The organism is Thermoanaerobaculia bacterium (assembly GCA_018057705.1).
GTDB lineage: Bacteria > Acidobacteriota > Thermoanaerobaculia > Multivoradales > JAGPDF01 > JAGPDF01.
The window spans coordinates 1-16,912 of record JAGPDF010000010.1; the positions used below are offsets into that span (position 1 = coordinate 1).

Sequence of the window (16,912 nt, forward strand, 5' to 3'; positions counted from 1 at the left end):
GAAGATCGACGGCAGGACGAAGAGGATCCCCGCCGCGAGACCGCCGCGAATTCCGTGGAGCGTCCAGCCGATGTAGGTCGCGAGTTGCTGAGCTTCAGGTCCCGGCAGGAGCGAGCAGAAGTTGAGCGCGTGCAGGTAGCGCGGCTCGTCAATCCACTTCCTCTCCACGACGAGGTCGCGGTGCATCATCGCGATCTGCCCGGCCGGCCCGCCGAAGTTCACACAGCCGAGGCGCGCCCAGTATCGAAAAGCCGTCGCGAACGACGGCGTCGGGGGCGAAGTCCGAGGCGGGGCCGGGGCCGGCGGACCCGGCTCCGGCTCTGGCGCTGCGATCATCCGGGCGACCAGGCGGGCGCGACGAGACGCCGCCGGCCGTCGCGCGACTTGAGGATCCCCGGTTCCTCGAGATCCTCACGATCCCAGAGCTGGCAGGTCACCTGCTTGTGCATCTGGTCGAGACCTTCGCAGTAGTTCGAGAAGATGCAGCGCCGAACCTCGGCACCCCGCCCCACGCGGACCTTGCGGAACCAGTCGGGATCGGCGAGCGACTGGCGCGCAGCGGCGATGATGTCGGCGGCGCCGGCGGCGAGCAACGCCTCCGCCTGCGCGAAGCCCGAGATCCCACCGGCGAGAACCACCGGAGTCGTGAAGCCGGCGCCGCGCACCGCGGCGCGGATCGCGGCCACCGCGGCCACATTGCGCCCGAACGGCCCGAAGGCGTCCGAGATCGCCGTCGGCATGCACTCGTAGCCCGAAGGGCCGGTGTACGGATAGGCCGACCAGCCGACCTTCGGCTGCTTGGCGTCCTCGAACTTTCCACCGCGCGACAGCGACAGGAAGTCGACCCCGGCGCGCGCGAACTCGGTGGCGAAGAACGCGGCGTCCTCGACCGTCCCTCCCCCACCCTCGACGCCGATCTTCTCCTTGGCGAGAAAACGGCAGCCGACCGCGAGGCCCGAGCCGACCGCGGCGCGAACGGCAGAGAGAACCTCGAGCGGCAGCCGCACCCGGTTCTCGCGCGGCCCGCCGTAGCCGTCGGAGCGCGTGTTGAGCGGCGAGAGAAACGACGCCATGGTGTAGGCATGCGCAAAGTGGAGTTCCACTCCATCGAAGCCGGCGCGCTTCGCGCGCAGGGCCGCGGAAGCGAACAGCGGTGGCAAGACCGCGGGCAAGGAACGCACCGAGGGAACATGGAGATCGGTCACCAGCTCCCGCGCTCCGAACTGCAGATCGTGCCACTCGCGCTCCGACAGCACTTCGCGCAACTCGGAATCGGTGAGCGTCAAGAGGGCGCCCCGAGCTTCCACGTCTCCCTTTACCGAGAGCTTTTCTTTCAGGGAGTCGGAGATGTTCAGGAATCGGGAAAGGAAAACCTCCCGCTCAGGCCGCCGCCGAATCGAAAGAAAATCGATGATCTGAAGAAAGACCTTCGATCGCCCGCCGCTCGCGCGGTGGACGGTCGAGACCAGTTCAGTGAGCCCGGGGAGAAACCGATCGTCGCCCGCGCGCAGCAAGGGGCCGCTCGGCACGTCGCGGATGCCAGTCGCCTCGACGACGATCGCCCCCGGCTCGCCGCGCGCGAAGCGCTCGTACCAGGCAAGGACCTCGGGAGTGACGAACCCATCCTCGGTGGCCCGCCAGGGCACCATCGCCGGCACCCAGGTGCGCTCGGCGAGCCGCAGCGGCCCGACGTCCACCGGCTGGAACCAGCGCGCCGCCGCTGCCGCCTCGGCGGTCGGCCAGGCCGGCTCCGGCAGCGCGTGCCGGATGCGCTCGGGCGGTTTCCACATCGGAAGAGTCTAGCGATGAAACGAAAAGGGGGACACGATCTCTCGTGCCCCCCGTTGAGCTCTCGAGCGAGCCGGCCCGCAGCTGGCGCCGGCGAGGCGGGCGGCGACGCCCGGATCAGACCGCGCTGCGCCTGCGCAGCACGAGGAACGCCGCGCCCGCGAGCGCCATTCCGAGCAGGACCACTCCCCAGCTCCCGAGGGTCGGGATCTCGATGATCGAAGGCCCGCCGATTCCCGGGTCACCACTCGCATTGAGGACGATCTGCATGTTGGCGAAGCCGAGCGCGCCGGTGGGCGTCGGGACGACTGCGCCGCAGGCCGGGGCCTGAAGGTAGGACGGAGCGCTCTCGCCGAGGTTGTTCGAGCCCATGAAGAAGGAGTGGCCGGCCGTCTGTCCGTTCGGAGTGAAGACTTCGAGGACCATCTCGAGAGCGCCCGCCGGAACGCTCGCGGCGAGCGGTACCGTGAGAACGGTCAGCGCCTGGTCAGCGAGGTCCACCGCCGCCGTTCCGACCAGAGTGAGCGTCCCGCCGGGGAATGCTGAGCCGGTGTTGGAGTAGACGTTGACCGTCATCGGCTGGGTGATTCCCGCGCCGACACCGGGCGCTCCGGCGGCCGCGGACTCGATACCGATCTGGACTTCACAGACGTCGAAACCGTCCGGATATCCGGACATGTCGTAGGCACGGAAGTAGCTGTTGTCGGTGTGCAGGCCGCCGGTGTTGCAGCTGATGCTGTTCAGGGCGGCGATGCTCTGCGAGGTCGACCGGGTCAGGAATGTCGAGCCGCAGCCGGCGCCCTCCGCGACTCTGCTGCCCACCTGCCCGGCGACGCCGGTCGGACTGGCGGAGAATGTCGCACCCCAAGACGCAGAAGCCAGCAGGCCGAGCGCCAGCGCCCCTACCATCCAAGTTCGAGCCCTCATGCGGAATCCCCCCGTCTAGAGCCAGCAGAAAAGTGCAGTAATTTCAATATGCAAGATTACCATCAATGGTCCTGAAGGTCGCGGCCGGGCCCGCCCGGCCCCTCGGGACGCAGGAGATCGCGCGCGATGACGAGGTGCTGGATCTCGGAGGTTCCTTCGTAGATCCTGAGTCCCCGCACTGCGCGATAGAGCCGGTCCACGACGCTCTTCGCGAGCACGCCGCGGCCACCGAGGATCTGCACCGCGTCGTCCACGATGCGCTGCGCCGCCTCGGTGGCGAAGAGCTTCGCCATCGCGGCCTCACGCGTCACCCTGGCGGCGCCGCGATCGCTCTCCCAGGCGGCGCGAAAGGTGAGCAGGCGCGAGGCCACGAGGTCAGTCGCCATGCGCGCGATCTTGGCCTGGATCAGCTGGAACTCGGCGAGCGCTGCGCCGAACTGGCGCCGCGAGCGGGCATGGGCGATCGCCTCTTCGAGCCCTCTCGCGGCCATCCCACAGGCCGCGGCAGCGACGGTCGGCCGCAGCATGTCGAGGCTGCGCATGCCCAGTTTGAAGCCCCCGGTCTCGGCTCCCACGAGCGCCGAGGCCGGAATCCGGCAGGCTTCGAAAGCCAGCTCGCCCAACGGATGCGGCTCCGAGAGCACGTAGGGCGCGACGAAGCGCAGACCAGGAGTCGCGGCCGGAACCAGGAAGCAGCCGATGCCGCGCGCCCCCTGCGAACGGTCGGTCGAGGCGAAGACGCAGTAGAAGTCCGCGATCCCGGCATTGGAGATGAAGCTCTTCGTACCCTCGAGCACCCAGGAGTCGCCCTCGCGGCGGGCCGTCGTGGCGATCGCGCCGACGTCCGAGCCGGCTTCCGGCTCGGTCATGGCGAAACCGGCGATCGCCCGGCCGGCGGCGACCAGAGGCAGCCATCGGGCGCGCTGTTCGGCGCTGCCGGCGAGCGTGATCGGCATCGATCCGAGACCCTGCAGGGCGAAGAGGGCATCGGCGAGCGGCGAGGCCCAGCCGAGCGCCTCGCGAATCAGGCAGAGCGAGCGCAGCTCGGGCTCGCCAACCTCCCCGATCCCGCCAGCGGCTGCGCGCTCGGAGCTCCCGGAGAGGGCCGCCGGAACGACATGCCTCAGCAGGCCCTCGTCGCCCATGGCCTCGACCAGGCCGCGCGCCGCGGTCCGCGCGGCGGCATCGTCGGCCGGCGGTTCGAGGGCCGCGAAGCGTCGCGCGACGATCTCCTCGAGCTGCATGGCGAGCTCGAGGTGCCGCGGTTCCAGGAAGGCCCGGATCGGCCGCGTGCCCTTCATCGGAAGTCCGGTTTGCGCTTCTCGCGAAAAGCCTCGTAGGCCTCCCGGAAGTTCCCGTCCTGCATGCAGATCGACTGGATCTCGACCTCCGCCGCAAGCGCCGCGTCGAGGTCCATCGCCGCTTCGCGATAGAGCATCCTCTTGGTCACTTCGAGCGCGAACGAGGGGCCCGCGGCCAGCTTCAGGGCCCAGGCACGCGCCTCTTCCAGGATCCGCTCCTGGGGAACGACGCGACTGTAGAGGCCCATGCGCACGGCGGATTCGGCGTCGAGGAAGTCGCCGGTCATCAGCAACTCCGTCGCGCGGCCGAGACCGACGATGCGCGGCAGCAGCCAAGAGGCTCCCATATCGGCGCCCGACAGGCCGACCTTGGTAAACAGGAAGGCGATCTTCGCGCTCGGGGCGGCGATGCGAACGTCACAGGCCGCGGCGATCACCGCCCCTGCGCCAGCCACCGTTCCGTTCAGGGCGGCTACGATCGGTCTGCGGCAGGCGATCATCGACCGGATCAGCGCGCCGGTGGCGCGGGTGAACTCGAGCAGGCCGCGGGCGTCGGTCTCGAAGAGCTTGCCGATGATCCCCTCGACATCGCCGCCCGAGCAGAAGGCGCGACCCGCGCCGGTGAGCAGGATCGCGCGAACTCCAGGCTCGATGTCGAGCGCGTCGAAGGTCGTCTTGAGCTCGTCGTAGACGTCGAAGGTGAGGGCGTTCAGGCGCTCGGGACGATCGAGCGTGATCGTCGCCACGCTGGTCGCGGCGTCGAACTGATAGCGGAAGCTGGTGGGCTGGATCATGGTCGTGCTCCGATTTCGGGAGTGTCGGGAACTGGCAGCTGCGGTGATGCACCGGGAGAGAGGGCCGCGGTGGCCTCGATCTCGACCAGAGCGCCGGGTTCGAGCAGGCCCGCCACCTCGACCAGCGCCATCGCCGGAAAATGCCGGCCGACGACCCGGCGGTAGGCCTCGCCGACGGCGCGCAAGTCACCTTCGTAGAGCTTCCGGTCCGTGACGTAGACCGTCAGCCGGCAGAGCTCGTCCATACGGCCTCCAGCCTCCACGACGACGGTGCGGATGTTCTCGAGCGCGCGCTCGAACTGCGGCACGAAACCGCCGGGTGCGAGACGCTGCTCGCGATCCCAGCCGACCTGACCGGCGACGAAGAGGAGGCGGCTCCCCGCCGGCGCAAGGACTCCGTGGCTGAACCCACGCGGCGCTCCGAGCGCTTCGGGATTGATCATCACCAGTCGCAGGCTCATCCGAGGAATCCTCCGCCGTCGATTCCCAGAGTCTGGCCGTTCACTCCCCGGGCGCGCTCGTCGCACAGCATCACGACGAGAAAAGCGACCTCTTCCGCGGTGATCAGCCGGCGCTGCGGGTTGGCCGCCACGAGCTTCTCGCGCGCCGTTTCGGCCGTGACGCCGGCGCGCGCCACGATCCGATCGACGGAGTGATCGGTCATCGGCGTGTCGACATAGCCGGGGCAGAGTGCGTTCACGGTGATCCCCTTGTCGGCGAGCTCGGCGGCCAGGGACCGGGTGAGGCCGACGAGCGCATGCTTGGTCGAGGCGTAGGCCGCTATGTAGGGCGCCCCGGTCCGCCCGGCGATCGACGCGATATGGAGGATCCGCCCCCACCGCCGAGCGACCATACCGGGCACGAAAGCCTGCGCGCAGAGGAACGGCCCGGTTGCATTGACCGCGAAGAGGCGGTTCCACTCGGCGAGCTCGACTCTGGCCAGCGGCGCGGAGCTCGCGATGCCGGCGTTGGCGACCAGGATGTCGACGGCGCCGAATCGCGCCTCGGCGGTGGCGCGCAGCCGCGCGACGGCTTCGGGATCCGAGACGTCGCAAACTGCCGCTTCGGCGCTCGCACCGGTCCGGCGGATCTCCTGCGCCACGGCCTCGATCTCGTCGGCACTGCGGGCCGCGACGACCACCCGAGCACCGGCCTCCGCCAGGAGCCGGGCGGTGGCGGCGCCGATGCCACGGCCGCCTCCGGTCACGAGCGCCACCCTGCCCTCGAGACCGACCTGCACCGTGGGTCGCGTGCCGACGGACACCCGGCTAACCGCGGGCTTTCAGGAGGTCGCGAATCTCGCCGAGCAGGCGCACATCTTCCGGCACGACCACCGGGGCCGGCGGCTCCGGCTTGCGCAGGGCATTGACCGCCTTGACCAGGAGAAAGACGCAGAAGGCGAGGATCAGAAAGTCGAAGGTCGCCTGAATCAGGCTGCCGTAGCCGAGCAGGACCGGCGCCTCGGCAGTGCCGCCGATGGTCAGGGCCAGCTTCGTGAAATCGACTCCGCCGAGGAGCAGTCCGAGCACCGGCATCAGGACGTTGCCGACCAGCGACGAGACGATCTTGCCGAAGGCTCCCCCGATGATCACGCCCACCGCCATATCCATCACGTTGCCGCGCTGAATGAACGTCTTGAACTCCTGCACCATTGCCATAGAAGCCTCCCCATCAAGGTTGTACTGCGCGATGTTCGTCCACTTCAGGTGACGCCGCTGCTCTTGCGTTCCGTCCCAAGACGATTCAGCCTAATTCTGCACGCACCGCCTCGGCAAGGATCCCGCCCAACACCGAGACGAGCGCCCGGCCTTCGGCGGCCGAGGCCGCCGCCGGGTCGCCGCAGTAGGCAAGATCCAGACCGGCCTCGAGGAACGTCGTCTGGCCCCGCTGCGCCGCCTCGACGAGAGATACCGGCAGCGGCGGAAGGTGCTGGCGCGCCGCATCGTCCACCAGGTCGGGCCGCTCGGCGAGCACGATCGACGACTCGTAGCGACCCGCATGGCACGCTCCCGAGCGAAACTCCTTGCCGAGCCGCTCAGCCAGTCGACGCCGGGTGAGATCGGGGAAAGCCACTTTGAGCCGGCCCGCCGCCCGGAGCGCGTGGACCGCCGAGCGCAGGGCGGCGATCTGCTGCGGATCAAAATGGGAATTGGCGAGCGCCAGCATCGCGACACCGCGCTGCGCGATCGCCGACCCCAGATCCACGACCAGTGCGGTCAGGGTCTCGGGACGGATGGACAGGGTTCCCGCGTGGGCGTTCGCGAACGGCGCCGGCGCATAGGCCAACGGGGGCAAGATGAGGACAGCGATGCCCTCTGCACCGAGCCTTTCGGCGCCGTCCCGCGCCATCGCCTCGGCGATCCAGACATCGGTTCCGACGGGCAGATGGGGACCGTGAGCTTCGATCGCTCCCAGCGGCAGAATCGCGACCACGGGTCCCCGGGAGCAAGTGTCGTCAAGCTCGGTGAGGCTCAGCTCCTGCCAGTTCATATCGCGGCGATGCTAGCAGTCGCAGCGCCCGCCAGGCCGGCGCTAGCGGCGAGAGGGTCAGGGAATTCCGAGCCGCTTGCGCTTCTCCCAGAGGCCCTTGCGGCTGATGCCGAGCAGGGCGGCCGCCTTCCCCTGGTGCCCACGGCTGGAATCGAGGGCGGCGACGATCGCCCGGCGCTCGGCTTCGCCGATCGAGATCGGCGCGCCCGAGCCGCTCTCCACCGGCGGAGGCGGGTCGAGAAGCGGCCCGTCGGCGAGCAGCAGGGCGCGCTCGAGGAGGTTGCGAAGCTGGCGGAGATTCCCCGGCCAGCCATGGTGCTTCATCCAGGTCCAGGCGCGGGGAGTGAGATCGAGACCGGGGCGCGCGAAACGCTCGCCCAGGTCGAGGACCATCGCCGCGACGATCTCCTCGAGCTCGGCGGCGCGCTCGCGCAGCGGCGGGAGGATGAAGGTCAGGACCTCGAGCCGAAAGTAGAGGTCGGGCCGGAACAGGCCGCGCTCGACGCGCGAGACGAGGTCGTGCGCTCCGATCGCCACGAAGCGGACGTCGGCCACGGCCTCGGATCCGCCGAGCGGCGCATAGCGACGCTCCGCGAGAAGGCGCAGGAGCTTCGGCTGGCTGGAGAGCGGCAGCTCTTCGACATGATCGAGGACCAGGGTGCCGCCCTCGGCGCGCGCCACTCGCCCGGCCTGGCTGCGCTCGGCACCGGTGAACGCGCCGGCGCGAAAGCCGAAGAGCTCGCTCTCGAAGAGCGCCGCCGGAATCGCCGCCGGATCGAGCTCGACGAGCGGCGCCGCAGCGCGCGCGCCGGCCGCGTGGATCCGGCGCGCGAACGTCGAGCGTCCGGTGCCCGGTTCACCGAGAATGAGGACTGGAGAGGAGGAGGCTGCGACCTGCTGCAGGGAAGAGGCGGGCCCGGGCGAACCTGGCAGACTGGCGAAGAAGGAGTCCATCGCCGGCCGCCCGAGGCTCACGGGATCTCTTCCGGATCGGGCGGAACGTGCGGTTCGCCCGGAGCGTGCGGGAGGTGCGGCTGCCCAGGGCTGGGCGGCGGCGCGAAGTCCGGCGTCACGTCCGGCGCATCCTTCCAGAGGCGTTCGAGGCCGTAGTAGTCCCGGCGCTCTTCGAGGAGGGAGTGGACGAGGAAGTCGCCGTAGTCGAGCAGCACCCACTGCGCGGCGCTGTAGCCCTCGATATGCAGCGCGCGGACGCCCATCTTGAGCAGCTGTTCCTCGACGGCATTGGCGATCGCCTGCACCTGGCGCTCGTTGGTGGCGCTCGCGATGATGAAGTAGTCGGTGAACGAGGTGACCGGCTCGAGGTGGCGGACGCGAACGTTCTCCGCCTTCGTGTCGTGCGCCGCGGCGACGGCCTCGCGAACGCGCGCCCGTATGTCTTCAGAGGAGGTGACGGCGGCGCGCGAGGGTAGGGTCATGGGTAGAGGCGGTACTTCCGCAAGTATCGTACCACCCGCGGCGGCAACCAGCCGTCGGGGATCGGCTCGCCGGCTGCGAAACGGCGACGCACTTCGGTCGACGAGACAGCGATGGGCGCGTTCTCGATGAAATGGACGCGCCCCGCGTCGATGGCGACCGCGAGCTCGGGCGCGAGACCCGGTTCGAGACCGTCGAGGCGGAAGCCCGGGCGGGTGAGCACCACCAGCCGGGCCGCATCGACGATCTCCCGCCAGCGCACCCAGGTCGAGATTTCGAGAAAGGAATCGGCCCCGATGAGCAGATGGAGCTCCGAGTCAGGTTCCGCGGCGTGAAAAAGCGCCAGTGTCTCGACGGTGTAGGCCGGCCGGTCCTGCGTGAGCTCGTGAGCGGAGACCAGCAGATCGGCATGGTCGAGGAGCGCCAGCTCCACCATGGCGAAGCGCGCCAACGCCGGCGCGAAGCTGCGCCCGGGCTTGTGCGGTGGAGTCGCCGTCGGCAGGAAGACGACCCGGTCGAGACCCAACCGACGCTGCGCCTCGAGCACCGGCTCGATGTGGCCCTGGTGAATCGGATCGAAGCTGCCGCCGAAGAGGCCGACCTTCAAGGCGCGGTCTCGAGCCGCTGGTTCTCCTGTCGCGGCTCTTCGAGCCTCGACGCCTCGAGCCGCAGCACCTCGAGCCGCTTCGCCAGCAGGGCGATGAGCGGTTTCAGTCCCTGGCCGGTCGCTGCGCTGATCAGCATCAAAGGCAGCTTGCGCGCGGCCGCCGCCGCCTCGAGCTCGACCCGGCGCTCTTCGCGCATCGCATCGAGCTTGCTTCCCACCAGGATCCGGTCGCGGGTCAGCAGATCGGCGCTGAACTCCCCGAGCTCATGCTCGATCGTGGTCAGGTCCTCGAGGGCCGAACCCTCGGCGGAAAGATCGACCAGGTGCAGGAGGATCCGGCAGCGCTCGACATGACGCAGGAACTGGACGCCCAGGCCGGCACCCTGCGCAGCCCCCGCGATCAGTCCCGGGAGGTCGGCGATCACGAACGGGCGCGACAGCGGACCCTCCGCGACGACACCGAGATTCGGAATCAGGGTGGTGAACGGATAGTCGGCGATCTTCGGTCGCGCTGCCGACACGACGCTGATGAGGGTCGACTTGCCGGCGTTCGGCAGGCCGACGAGGCCGACGTCGGCGAGCAGCTTGAGCTCGAGCCGGAGCCGGCGCTCCACTCCTTCGGTCCCGGGATCGGCCCGGCGCGGCGCGCGATTCGTCGGGGTGGCGAAGTTCTGGTTGCCGCGGCCACCCTTGCCGCCGCGGGCGACTTCGAGCCGCTGCCCGTCGAGCAGCAGCTCGCCGAGGATCTCGCCGGTATCGTCGTCCATCACCACCGTGCCCATGGGCACTTCGATGACCAGGTCTTCGCCCGACTTGCCGGTGCGGTTGCTGCCGAGGCCGTGCTGCCCGCGCTCCGCGGCATAGATCGACTGGAATCGCAGGTGGTAGAGAGTGTTGAGACCTTCGTTGGCGACCAGGAAGACCGAGCCGCCGTCGCCGCCGTCACCGCCCGAGGGGCCGCCGTGCGGGATGTACTTCTCGCGTCGGAACGCGACGCACCCGTTCCCACCGCGGCCAGCGCGTACCGGTATGACCGATTCGTCGAGAAAAACCACGGAGGGAAGGGGGTGCCGGAAGCCCGGCGGGACTTGAATTAATTGACGGGAAGGATGTGCACGAACATGCCACGCTGACCGCGATTCTGGAACTGAACCGTTCCATCGATCTTCGCGAACAGAGTGTCGTCCTTGCCCAACCCGACGTTGTTGCCCGGATTGTACCGGGTACCACGCTGGCGGACCAGAATCGAACCGCCCGTCACCTTCTCGCCGCCGTACTTCTTCACGCCGAGCCGCTGGGCGTTCGAGTCGCGGCCGTTCCGCGTGGATCCCTGACCTTTCTTATGTGCCATTGACGAAAGCTCCTGAAGGGGTTCTGCTCAGATGACGATGTTCTGGACGCGGACCTTGAGATAGTCCTGGCGGTGCCCGGCCTGACGCTTGTAGCCCTTGCGCCGGACCTTCTTGAAGATCCGCACCCTGGGACCACGGGTATCGTGGAGCAGCTCCGCCTCGACGCGCGCACCGGGAATCACCGGATTGCCGACTCGGGTACCGCCCTCACCGTAGACCAGCAACACGCGATCGAAGACGATCTTCTCGCGCTCGTCGCCCTTGCGGGGCTCGATCGGGAGCAGCTCGACGTCGAGCACGTCCCCGGCCTGCACACGGTACTGCTTTCCACCTGTTTCGATCACAGCAAACATGACGACACACCTCTTTCGCCGCACTGGTTGCGGGCCGCAAAGCTTACCTGCCCGGAGCGGCCGCCGTCAACCGGACCCGCCACACCACCCGCAATGCCGGCATCCGCCCCGGAATTGCGCTGGTAGGCTCGACGCGTGCTCACCCGCGCCTTCGAGCTCGCCACCGCCACGGCCCTGGCCGCGCGCGGGCTCAGGGCGACGACCATCCTCACCGGCGAGGGCTGGAGCGTCAAGTGCTGGCGAGGCGGAAATCCGGCCGGAGAACCGTGGCTCCTGCTGCACGGGCTCGGCGCGACCGCTGCTACCTATCTCCCTTTATTGCCGCAGTTGCAGCCTGACTGCAACCTCCTGCTGCCGGAGCTCTCGACGCTCGGCGGCACGCGCGGTCCGCAGCCGGCCATAGGCATCCCGCAAGCCACCCGCGCCCTCTCGGGGCTCATCGAGCAGCAGTTCCCCGGCCGGCCGGTGACGGTCTGCGGCATCAGCCTGGGGGGCTGGATCGCCGTCCGGCTGGCGCTCGCCCGCCCGGAGCTCGTCGCCCGCCTCCTTCTGGTCGTCCCCGGGGGCTACCGCGAGCAGGACTGGGAGCGCATCGGCCGGATGGTCCGGGTCGAGACCTACCGCGACAGCGCGGCGATCTGGCAGGCGCTCTTCGCCCGGCCGCCCCTGCTGCTGCGGCTCGGCCGCCCGCTCCTCTACCTCGCCTATCGCTCCGAGGCGGTGCGCGCAGCGCTCGGCGCGCTACGCGAAGAGGACGCCTTCGGGGATGCCGAGCTCGCCAGGCTCACGATGCCGGTCGGCCTCGTCTGGGGGGCCGAAGACCGGCTCTTTCTCCGCGAAGCCGGCGAGCGGATGGCCCGCGCCATCCCCAACGGCCGCTTCGAGGCGATCGCCGACGCCGGGCACGGCGTGCAATGGGAGAAGCCGCGGAAGTTCTTCGACGCCGTCCGGGCTTTCCGGCGCGAGCGCCCCTTGTCCTAGCGGCGGCAAGCGGGGCAAGATCCCGTCGGAAGGAACCGCCCATGTCCCAGCCCGATTTCCTCATCTGCCTCAACTGCGAATCGCCCTGTTACGTCTTCGAATGGGGCGACAACGGCTGCGAAGAGGCCCTCTGCCAGGTCTGCGGCAACGACGAGCCCGACCAGTTCGCCACCGAAGACGACTTCGACGCCATCGTCATCGACCACGGCGAGAAGCAATAGGGTGGATCGCGTTCAATCCACTCTGGAAGCCTGCGAGCAGCTTTCGCGCCGACTCGGCGTCGTTGCGGTGCATCTCAGTCGCGAGCCGCAGCTCGCCTTGCGGGCTTGACTCCACTTCCAGGGTTCGAATGAGCTCCGCTCGCAGCTCCTCGGAAAGCTGCTGACCGAGGTCCCGCCCCAGCAGTTCTGCGCCAGCGTGCTCGATGTCGAAGTCGTCGCGGTCGGCGAGCTCCGAAATTTCGACGAAGGCGCGCTCCTGGTTTCCGGCCTCGAAGTACGTTCTCAGAATGAGATGCAAGTCTCTGGCGTCTTTGCCTGGCTCCACGAGACGCCGGTCTCTCCAGGCAAGCAGCTTCAGCATCGCGAGTGCGGCGAGCGATGCCACTGGGACCGCGACATCGCCCGGGAGGCGGAAGGTCACGGTGGAACGAAAGGCCTCCGCGAAACCGACGAGGTTCATCACGTGGCTTCCGTCGGGAGGCCACGCAATCGTTCTGTCGCGCCGCTCGATTCCCCCGAACGGGACGAGGTCGACGGAGATTCCGCCGGAATGAACGAAGCGGTGGGGCCGTTTCGTCGATGGCGCGTGGAATCCAGAGGCGACCAGCGCCGCTGAGATCCTGTGAAACGCCTCCCAATCTTCACATTGGACGGCGCAGTCGATATCCGCAGTCGCGCGAACGGGGCCCATGTAGTGGGCAAATTGCAGCCAGAGATCTCTGGCAAAGGCCCCGGCGACAAAGATCTCCGCTTTGGCCCCCTCACTCGCCCTCACGACGTCGCGGACGACGTCAGACAGCGGCGCGAGCGCGGTATCGTTGGAGAGGTTGATCAATCCACTCATCCCGGAGTTTTCGTGCGGTTTCGATGGTCCGCGCATCGCCGATCGCCAGAAGCTCCGCGTAGACGAGGACCGGCGGCGCGGCGAGCTCGGGCAGCGGCACCGGGGTCTCCATCGCCGGCTCCCCGAGACCAGGAGCTGTCAGTTCGGGCTTCCAGAATATCTGGCGAATCTGCACACGCCCCCTCGCGTCCTGACGCAGGCCGAGCTCTGCAAGAAGTCGCGGCGTCGGTTTGTCGACCCACAACGTCAGCGTTTCCGGCTTCAGGTAGCGCGTGATCAGCGCAGCCGCCGGCTCGCCACCCCAGACGGCGTCAAACCTGCGAGGATCGATGTCGCGCCACTTCTCAAAGGCTCTCGTTTCGTAGCGACCCAGCAGGAGCTTCGGTTGGAGATCGCGCGCATAGCCGAGAGCCCACTCATCGAGAAGCCGATCCAGCTGAATCAGGCGGCGACCCGTACGCCCCTCTCGGTGAACGTAGCCGTCCTGAATCAGATCCCGCATGACCCACTGGACGGTGCCTAGAGCCACGTCGGCGACCTGTGCCAGAGTCCGGTAGTCCTTCTCGACGAGCTCGGGCCGGCAGAGGAGGGTGAAGATCACCTTCAGTCCGGTCGGCTGGAAGGCGCGGCGGGTTTCGCGTTCGATCTGAATTCTCCGGGTGTCCTTGCGTCCGGTGACCCAGACCAGCATTCCCTCGCCTCGCAGGTAGGCGTTGCCCTCCATGTCGAGGAAGCAGACCTCGCTACGGCGCAGCTCTTCCGCGAGCTCCGGATTGATGTAGTCGGCGAGGAGGAGACCGGGGTGCTCGCGGTGACCCAACTGAGCGACGATCGCTCCGACCTGAGCCGTTCGCGGACGAATCTTGATCTCGACGATGAACGTCGTCTTCCGCTCCCCCTCCCCGATCTCGACCACGGCATCGGGGCGGTCTTGGCCGAGCGCTGGATCAGCCTCTAGCAGCTTCCACTCGAAATCGTATTCGTGGAGGATTCGAGCTGCGCCATCCAGCAGGCGCTGCTTGTGCCTTTCGAAGCGCTTGGCGTGTTTCTCGTTCATCATTTCATCTCGTTCGCGATTCACGAACAATGGCCTCAGGCAGAACAAAAATGTCCAGGCAGCTGCGCTCGTTCACGTCAGCGTCTTGTTCATAATACACGAACGGCGCAATATTGTGAACGCAACGGGCGGCGTTCGGCGCCGAGGTGGTCGGGACCCGGATCCGCCGCAGCCAGCAGTTGAAACGAGCAGCTGGCCTTCTAGATCCGTTCGTCGCCGAAGCCGACGCCGACGGCGCGGGCGGTGGCGACGAGCTCGCCCTGGGGGTCGACGAGTTTCTGGCCGGCGGTCGCCTGGTCGAGGGAGACCTCGGCGACCTGGCCGTCGCGCAGGCAGACCATGGTGCCGAAGCGGCCGCCGGCGGCGGCCTCGGCGGCGCGGCGGCCGAGGCGGGTGGCGAGGATGCGGTCGTACGGCACCGGCGAGCCGCCGCGCTGAAGGTGGCCGAGGACGGTGACGCGGATCTCGTGCTCGATATGCGGCGCGAGCTCGCGCGCCAGGCGATCCCCGGCGCCGCCGAGGCGGGGATGACCGTCGCCGGCGTCGGCCAGGCGAAAGGACCGCTCCCCGCCTTCGGGCACTGCGCCTTCCGCGACCACGACGAGCGAGTAGGACTGGCCGCGCGATGCACGCTCCTCGATCTTGGCCTCGACCGCGTGAATGCGGTACGGAATCTCCGGAATCAGGATCACGTCGGCCGCCCCCGCGAGGCCTGCGTGCAAGGCGATCCAGCCGGCGTCGCGCCCCATCACCTCGAGGATCATGACCCGGTGGTGGCTCTCGGCGGTGTCGCGAAGCCGGTCGAGAGCGTAGGTCGCGACTTCGATCGCGGTCCAGAAGCCGAAGGTGTAGTCGGTCGCGGCGAGGTCGTTGTCGATCGTCTTCGGGACGCCGACGATCGGCAGACCGAGCTCCGAGAACTGGCGCGCGATGCGCAGGCTCCCGTCGCCGCCGATGACGATCAGGGCATCGAGCTCCGCCTCGCGGGCGTGGCGCACGACCTCGGCCGAGCGGTCGACGCGCGCTCCGCCGGCGACCGGCGGGTCCGGGAGCATCGCGAACGGATTGCAGCGGTTCGTCGTGCCCAGGACGGTGCCCCCCTTGTCCACCAGGTCGCGAACCTGGGAGCTGGTGAACTTGCGGTAGCGGCGCTCGAGGAGCCCCTCGAAGCCGTCGAGCACACCGAGCGTCTCGATCCCGCCGAGGCGGTCGGCGGTGCGCACCACGGCGCGAATGACTGCGTTCAATCCCGGCGCGTCGCCGCCGCCGGTGAGCACGCCGATCCTGCGGATCCTGTTCATGACGTCGATTCTAGCGGTCGCCGGGATCTTGAGGGGCGGCAGCGGTCCCGGCGGGCGGTTGCGCCACGCTGAGCGGCAGCGCGACGCGGAAGATCGATCCTCTGCCGACTTCGCTTTCGAACGAGAGCTCGCCGCCGTGGGCGCGCACGACCCGCTCGGCGATCGCGAGACCGAGCCCCGACCCGCCTTTACGGGTCGAGAAGAACAGCTCGAAGATGCGCTCGCGGATCTCATCGGGGATGCCGGCGCCGTTGTCCTCCACCTCGAGCAGGACGCGCGGACCCTCGCGGCGGGAGCGCAGCACCACGCGCGGCGGCCGGCCCGTGCCTTCGCTCGCCGCGAGCGCGTTCTGCAGCAGGTTGATCAACAACTGCTGGAGCTGCTCTTCGTCCACGCGGACGGCGGCTCCCGGCGATTCGTCCGTGACTTCGAAGATCGCGCCGCGCAGGGCGAACTCGCGCGCCACGACGTCCCGCGCGCGCTCCAGGAGCTCCGCTGCCGGGACCGTTTCGAGGCGCAGCGCGCGCGGCCGGGCGTAGCTCAGAAAGTCGCTCACCAGGCGCTCGAGACGGCCGATCTCCGAGCGCGTGATGGCGAGGAGCTTCTTCTGCCCCGACGCCGCCTGGGCGCTCGCGAGGTCCTCCTCGAGCATCTGCATGTTGAGACTCAGCGAGTTGAGCGGATTGCGGATCTCGTGGGCGAGGCCCGCCGCGAGCGTGCCGAGATAGGCGAGCCGCTCGGCCTCCGCGGCCTGCGCCTCGAGTCTCTGGCCGCGGCGTATCAGGGCCGAGATCAGGAAGAAGGCGAGGATGAAGATCGCCACCGTCAGCCCGCCGATCCATGTCGTCTGCCGGACGAGCTCCTGACGCAGTTCGCCGATCCGGCGATCCATCTCGAGCGGGCTGATGCCGATGCGCAGCGACCCGAACTCGCCGATCGGCACGGTGACGTCGAGCGAATTGACGGCGCTCGACGGCAGCTGCACCGCGCGGCTCTCCTGGCGCTCCAGGGTGCGGCTCTCGACCCGGGGCGTCCCGGCGGGCAGCTCTCGCTCGGCGCTCGCGGCGCGAGCAGGGGCGGCGATCTCGGTCTCGCGACGCTCTTTCATCACGAGCACGCCGTCGCGGTCGGTGATCTCGACCGTCTGGACGATCTGGCGCTGGCGCAGGACCGAATCGATGTAGGTCTGGGTCTCGCGCTCGAGGGCGACCGCGGTGAAGAGGTCGCCCCCGGTGCTCTCGGCGCTCCCGGCGATGCGGCCGGCAAGATCCTGCGCCTCGCGCCGGGTTTCGAGCAGGACGCGATCGAGCTCGCGCCGGGAGAGGGTCTGGAAGATCAGCCAGGAGAAGAGCGCAAGATCGCTGAGGATGAAGAGCCCGAGGAGGGCGAAGATGATCCAATTACGCCGGGATGGGGGCCTTCTGGGCCGCGGAAACACCTGAAAATCATAGCACCGGCGCCC

The 16,912-nt window shown here is 68.7% G+C and carries 21 protein-coding genes; 2 read left to right on the plus strand and 19 right to left on the minus strand.

Annotated elements, in window-relative coordinates:
* From KBI44_04760 to rplU, 15 genes are all read right to left on the minus strand, one after another.
* A partial coding sequence (locus KBI44_04760) for a chromate transporter (protein ID MBP9143777.1) occupies positions 1 to 336 on the minus strand: 336 nt, incomplete at its 3' end.
* Positions 333 to 1,790 (minus strand): NADH:flavin oxidoreductase, encoded by a 1,458-nt coding sequence (locus KBI44_04765; protein MBP9143778.1) that lies wholly within the window; start codon positions 1,788 to 1,790, stop codon positions 333 to 335. The genes KBI44_04760 and KBI44_04765, both read right to left, overlap by 4 nt.
* Positions 1,791 to 1,905: 115 nt before the next feature.
* Positions 1,906 to 2,715: an IPTL-CTERM sorting domain-containing protein gene (locus KBI44_04770; GenBank protein ID MBP9143779.1), complete on the minus strand. Its 810-nt coding sequence runs from the start codon at positions 2,713 to 2,715 to the stop codon at positions 1,906 to 1,908.
* 62 nt (positions 2,716 to 2,777) lie between these two features.
* Positions 2,778 to 4,016, minus strand: coding sequence for an acyl-CoA dehydrogenase family protein (locus tag KBI44_04775; GenBank protein MBP9143780.1), 1,239 nt, complete (start codon positions 4,014 to 4,016; stop codon positions 2,778 to 2,780).
* Positions 4,013 to 4,810 (minus strand): enoyl-CoA hydratase family protein, encoded by a 798-nt coding sequence (locus tag KBI44_04780; protein ID MBP9143781.1) that lies wholly within the window; start codon positions 4,808 to 4,810, stop codon positions 4,013 to 4,015. The genes KBI44_04775 and KBI44_04780 overlap by 4 nt, the downstream gene beginning before the upstream one ends.
* A complete protein-coding gene (locus KBI44_04785) occupies positions 4,807 to 5,253 on the minus strand; it encodes a RidA family protein (protein ID MBP9143782.1) in 447 nt (148 codons plus the stop codon). Before KBI44_04785 ends, KBI44_04780 begins: the two co-directional genes overlap by 4 nt.
* A gap of 14 nt (positions 5,254 to 5,267) precedes the next feature.
* Positions 5,268 to 6,050, minus strand: a complete 783-nt coding sequence (locus KBI44_04790; GenBank protein MBP9143783.1) for an SDR family oxidoreductase — start codon at positions 6,048 to 6,050, stop codon at positions 5,268 to 5,270.
* A gap of 28 nt (positions 6,051 to 6,078) precedes the next feature.
* Entirely contained in the window at positions 6,079 to 6,462 is a 384-nt protein-coding gene (mscL, locus tag KBI44_04795) for a large-conductance mechanosensitive channel protein MscL (GenBank protein MBP9143784.1), read from the minus strand.
* 91 nt (positions 6,463 to 6,553) lie between these two features.
* Positions 6,554 to 7,300, minus strand: coding sequence for a creatininase family protein (locus tag KBI44_04800; protein MBP9143785.1), 747 nt, complete (start codon positions 7,298 to 7,300; stop codon positions 6,554 to 6,556).
* Between the two features lie 57 nt (positions 7,301 to 7,357).
* Complete coding sequence (locus tag KBI44_04805) at positions 7,358 to 8,275, minus strand: sigma-54-dependent Fis family transcriptional regulator (protein ID MBP9143786.1); 918 nt, start codon at positions 8,273 to 8,275, stop codon at positions 7,358 to 7,360.
* Complete coding sequence (rsfS, locus tag KBI44_04810; protein MBP9143787.1) at positions 8,272 to 8,736, minus strand: ribosome silencing factor; 465 nt, start codon at positions 8,734 to 8,736, stop codon at positions 8,272 to 8,274. The genes KBI44_04805 and rsfS overlap by 4 nt, the downstream gene beginning before the upstream one ends.
* Complete coding sequence (gene nadD, locus KBI44_04815) at positions 8,733 to 9,341, minus strand: nicotinate-nucleotide adenylyltransferase (GenBank protein MBP9143788.1); 609 nt, start codon at positions 9,339 to 9,341, stop codon at positions 8,733 to 8,735. Before nadD ends, rsfS begins: the two co-directional genes overlap by 4 nt.
* Positions 9,338 to 10,396 (minus strand): GTPase ObgE, encoded by a 1,059-nt coding sequence (gene obgE, locus KBI44_04820; GenBank protein ID MBP9143789.1) that lies wholly within the window; start codon positions 10,394 to 10,396, stop codon positions 9,338 to 9,340. Before obgE ends, nadD begins: the two co-directional genes overlap by 4 nt.
* Positions 10,397 to 10,434: 38 nt before the next feature.
* Entirely contained in the window at positions 10,435 to 10,692 is a 258-nt protein-coding gene (gene rpmA / locus KBI44_04825) for a 50S ribosomal protein L27 (GenBank protein MBP9143790.1), read from the minus strand.
* A gap of 27 nt (positions 10,693 to 10,719) precedes the next feature.
* A complete protein-coding gene (gene rplU, locus KBI44_04830) occupies positions 10,720 to 11,046 on the minus strand; it encodes a 50S ribosomal protein L21 (GenBank protein MBP9143791.1) in 327 nt (108 codons plus the stop codon).
* A gap of 135 nt (positions 11,047 to 11,181) precedes the next feature.
* Here rplU and KBI44_04835 point away from each other — a divergent pair, with 135 nt between their 5' ends.
* Together KBI44_04835 and KBI44_04840 are read left to right on the plus strand one after the other, a co-directional pair.
* The gene (locus KBI44_04835) at positions 11,182 to 12,027 is read left to right on the plus strand and encodes an alpha/beta fold hydrolase (GenBank protein ID MBP9143792.1); all 846 of its coding nucleotides are present in this window, start codon (positions 11,182 to 11,184) and stop codon (positions 12,025 to 12,027) included.
* A gap of 41 nt (positions 12,028 to 12,068) precedes the next feature.
* Positions 12,069 to 12,248 (plus strand): hypothetical protein, encoded by a 180-nt coding sequence (locus KBI44_04840; protein ID MBP9143793.1) that lies wholly within the window; start codon positions 12,069 to 12,071, stop codon positions 12,246 to 12,248.
* Here the strand turns inward: KBI44_04840 and KBI44_04845 are convergent.
* The 4 genes from KBI44_04845 to KBI44_04860 form a co-directional block, all read right to left on the minus strand.
* Complete coding sequence (locus KBI44_04845; protein ID MBP9143794.1) at positions 12,223 to 13,083, minus strand: nucleotidyl transferase AbiEii/AbiGii toxin family protein; 861 nt, start codon at positions 13,081 to 13,083, stop codon at positions 12,223 to 12,225. The genes KBI44_04840 and KBI44_04845 overlap by 26 nt on opposite strands.
* A complete protein-coding gene (locus KBI44_04850; GenBank protein MBP9143795.1) occupies positions 13,040 to 14,179 on the minus strand; it encodes a hypothetical protein in 1,140 nt (379 codons plus the stop codon). The genes KBI44_04845 and KBI44_04850 overlap by 44 nt, the downstream gene beginning before the upstream one ends.
* 170 nt (positions 14,180 to 14,349) lie before the next feature.
* On the minus strand, positions 14,350 to 15,450 hold the full coding sequence (locus KBI44_04855) for an ATP-dependent 6-phosphofructokinase (protein MBP9143796.1): 1,101 nt from the start codon (positions 15,448 to 15,450) through the stop codon (positions 14,350 to 14,352).
* 10 nt (positions 15,451 to 15,460) lie between these two features.
* Positions 15,461 to 16,888, minus strand: a complete 1,428-nt coding sequence (locus KBI44_04860; protein MBP9143797.1) for a GHKL domain-containing protein — start codon at positions 16,886 to 16,888, stop codon at positions 15,461 to 15,463.
* Positions 16,889 to 16,912 lie beyond the last annotated feature (24 nt).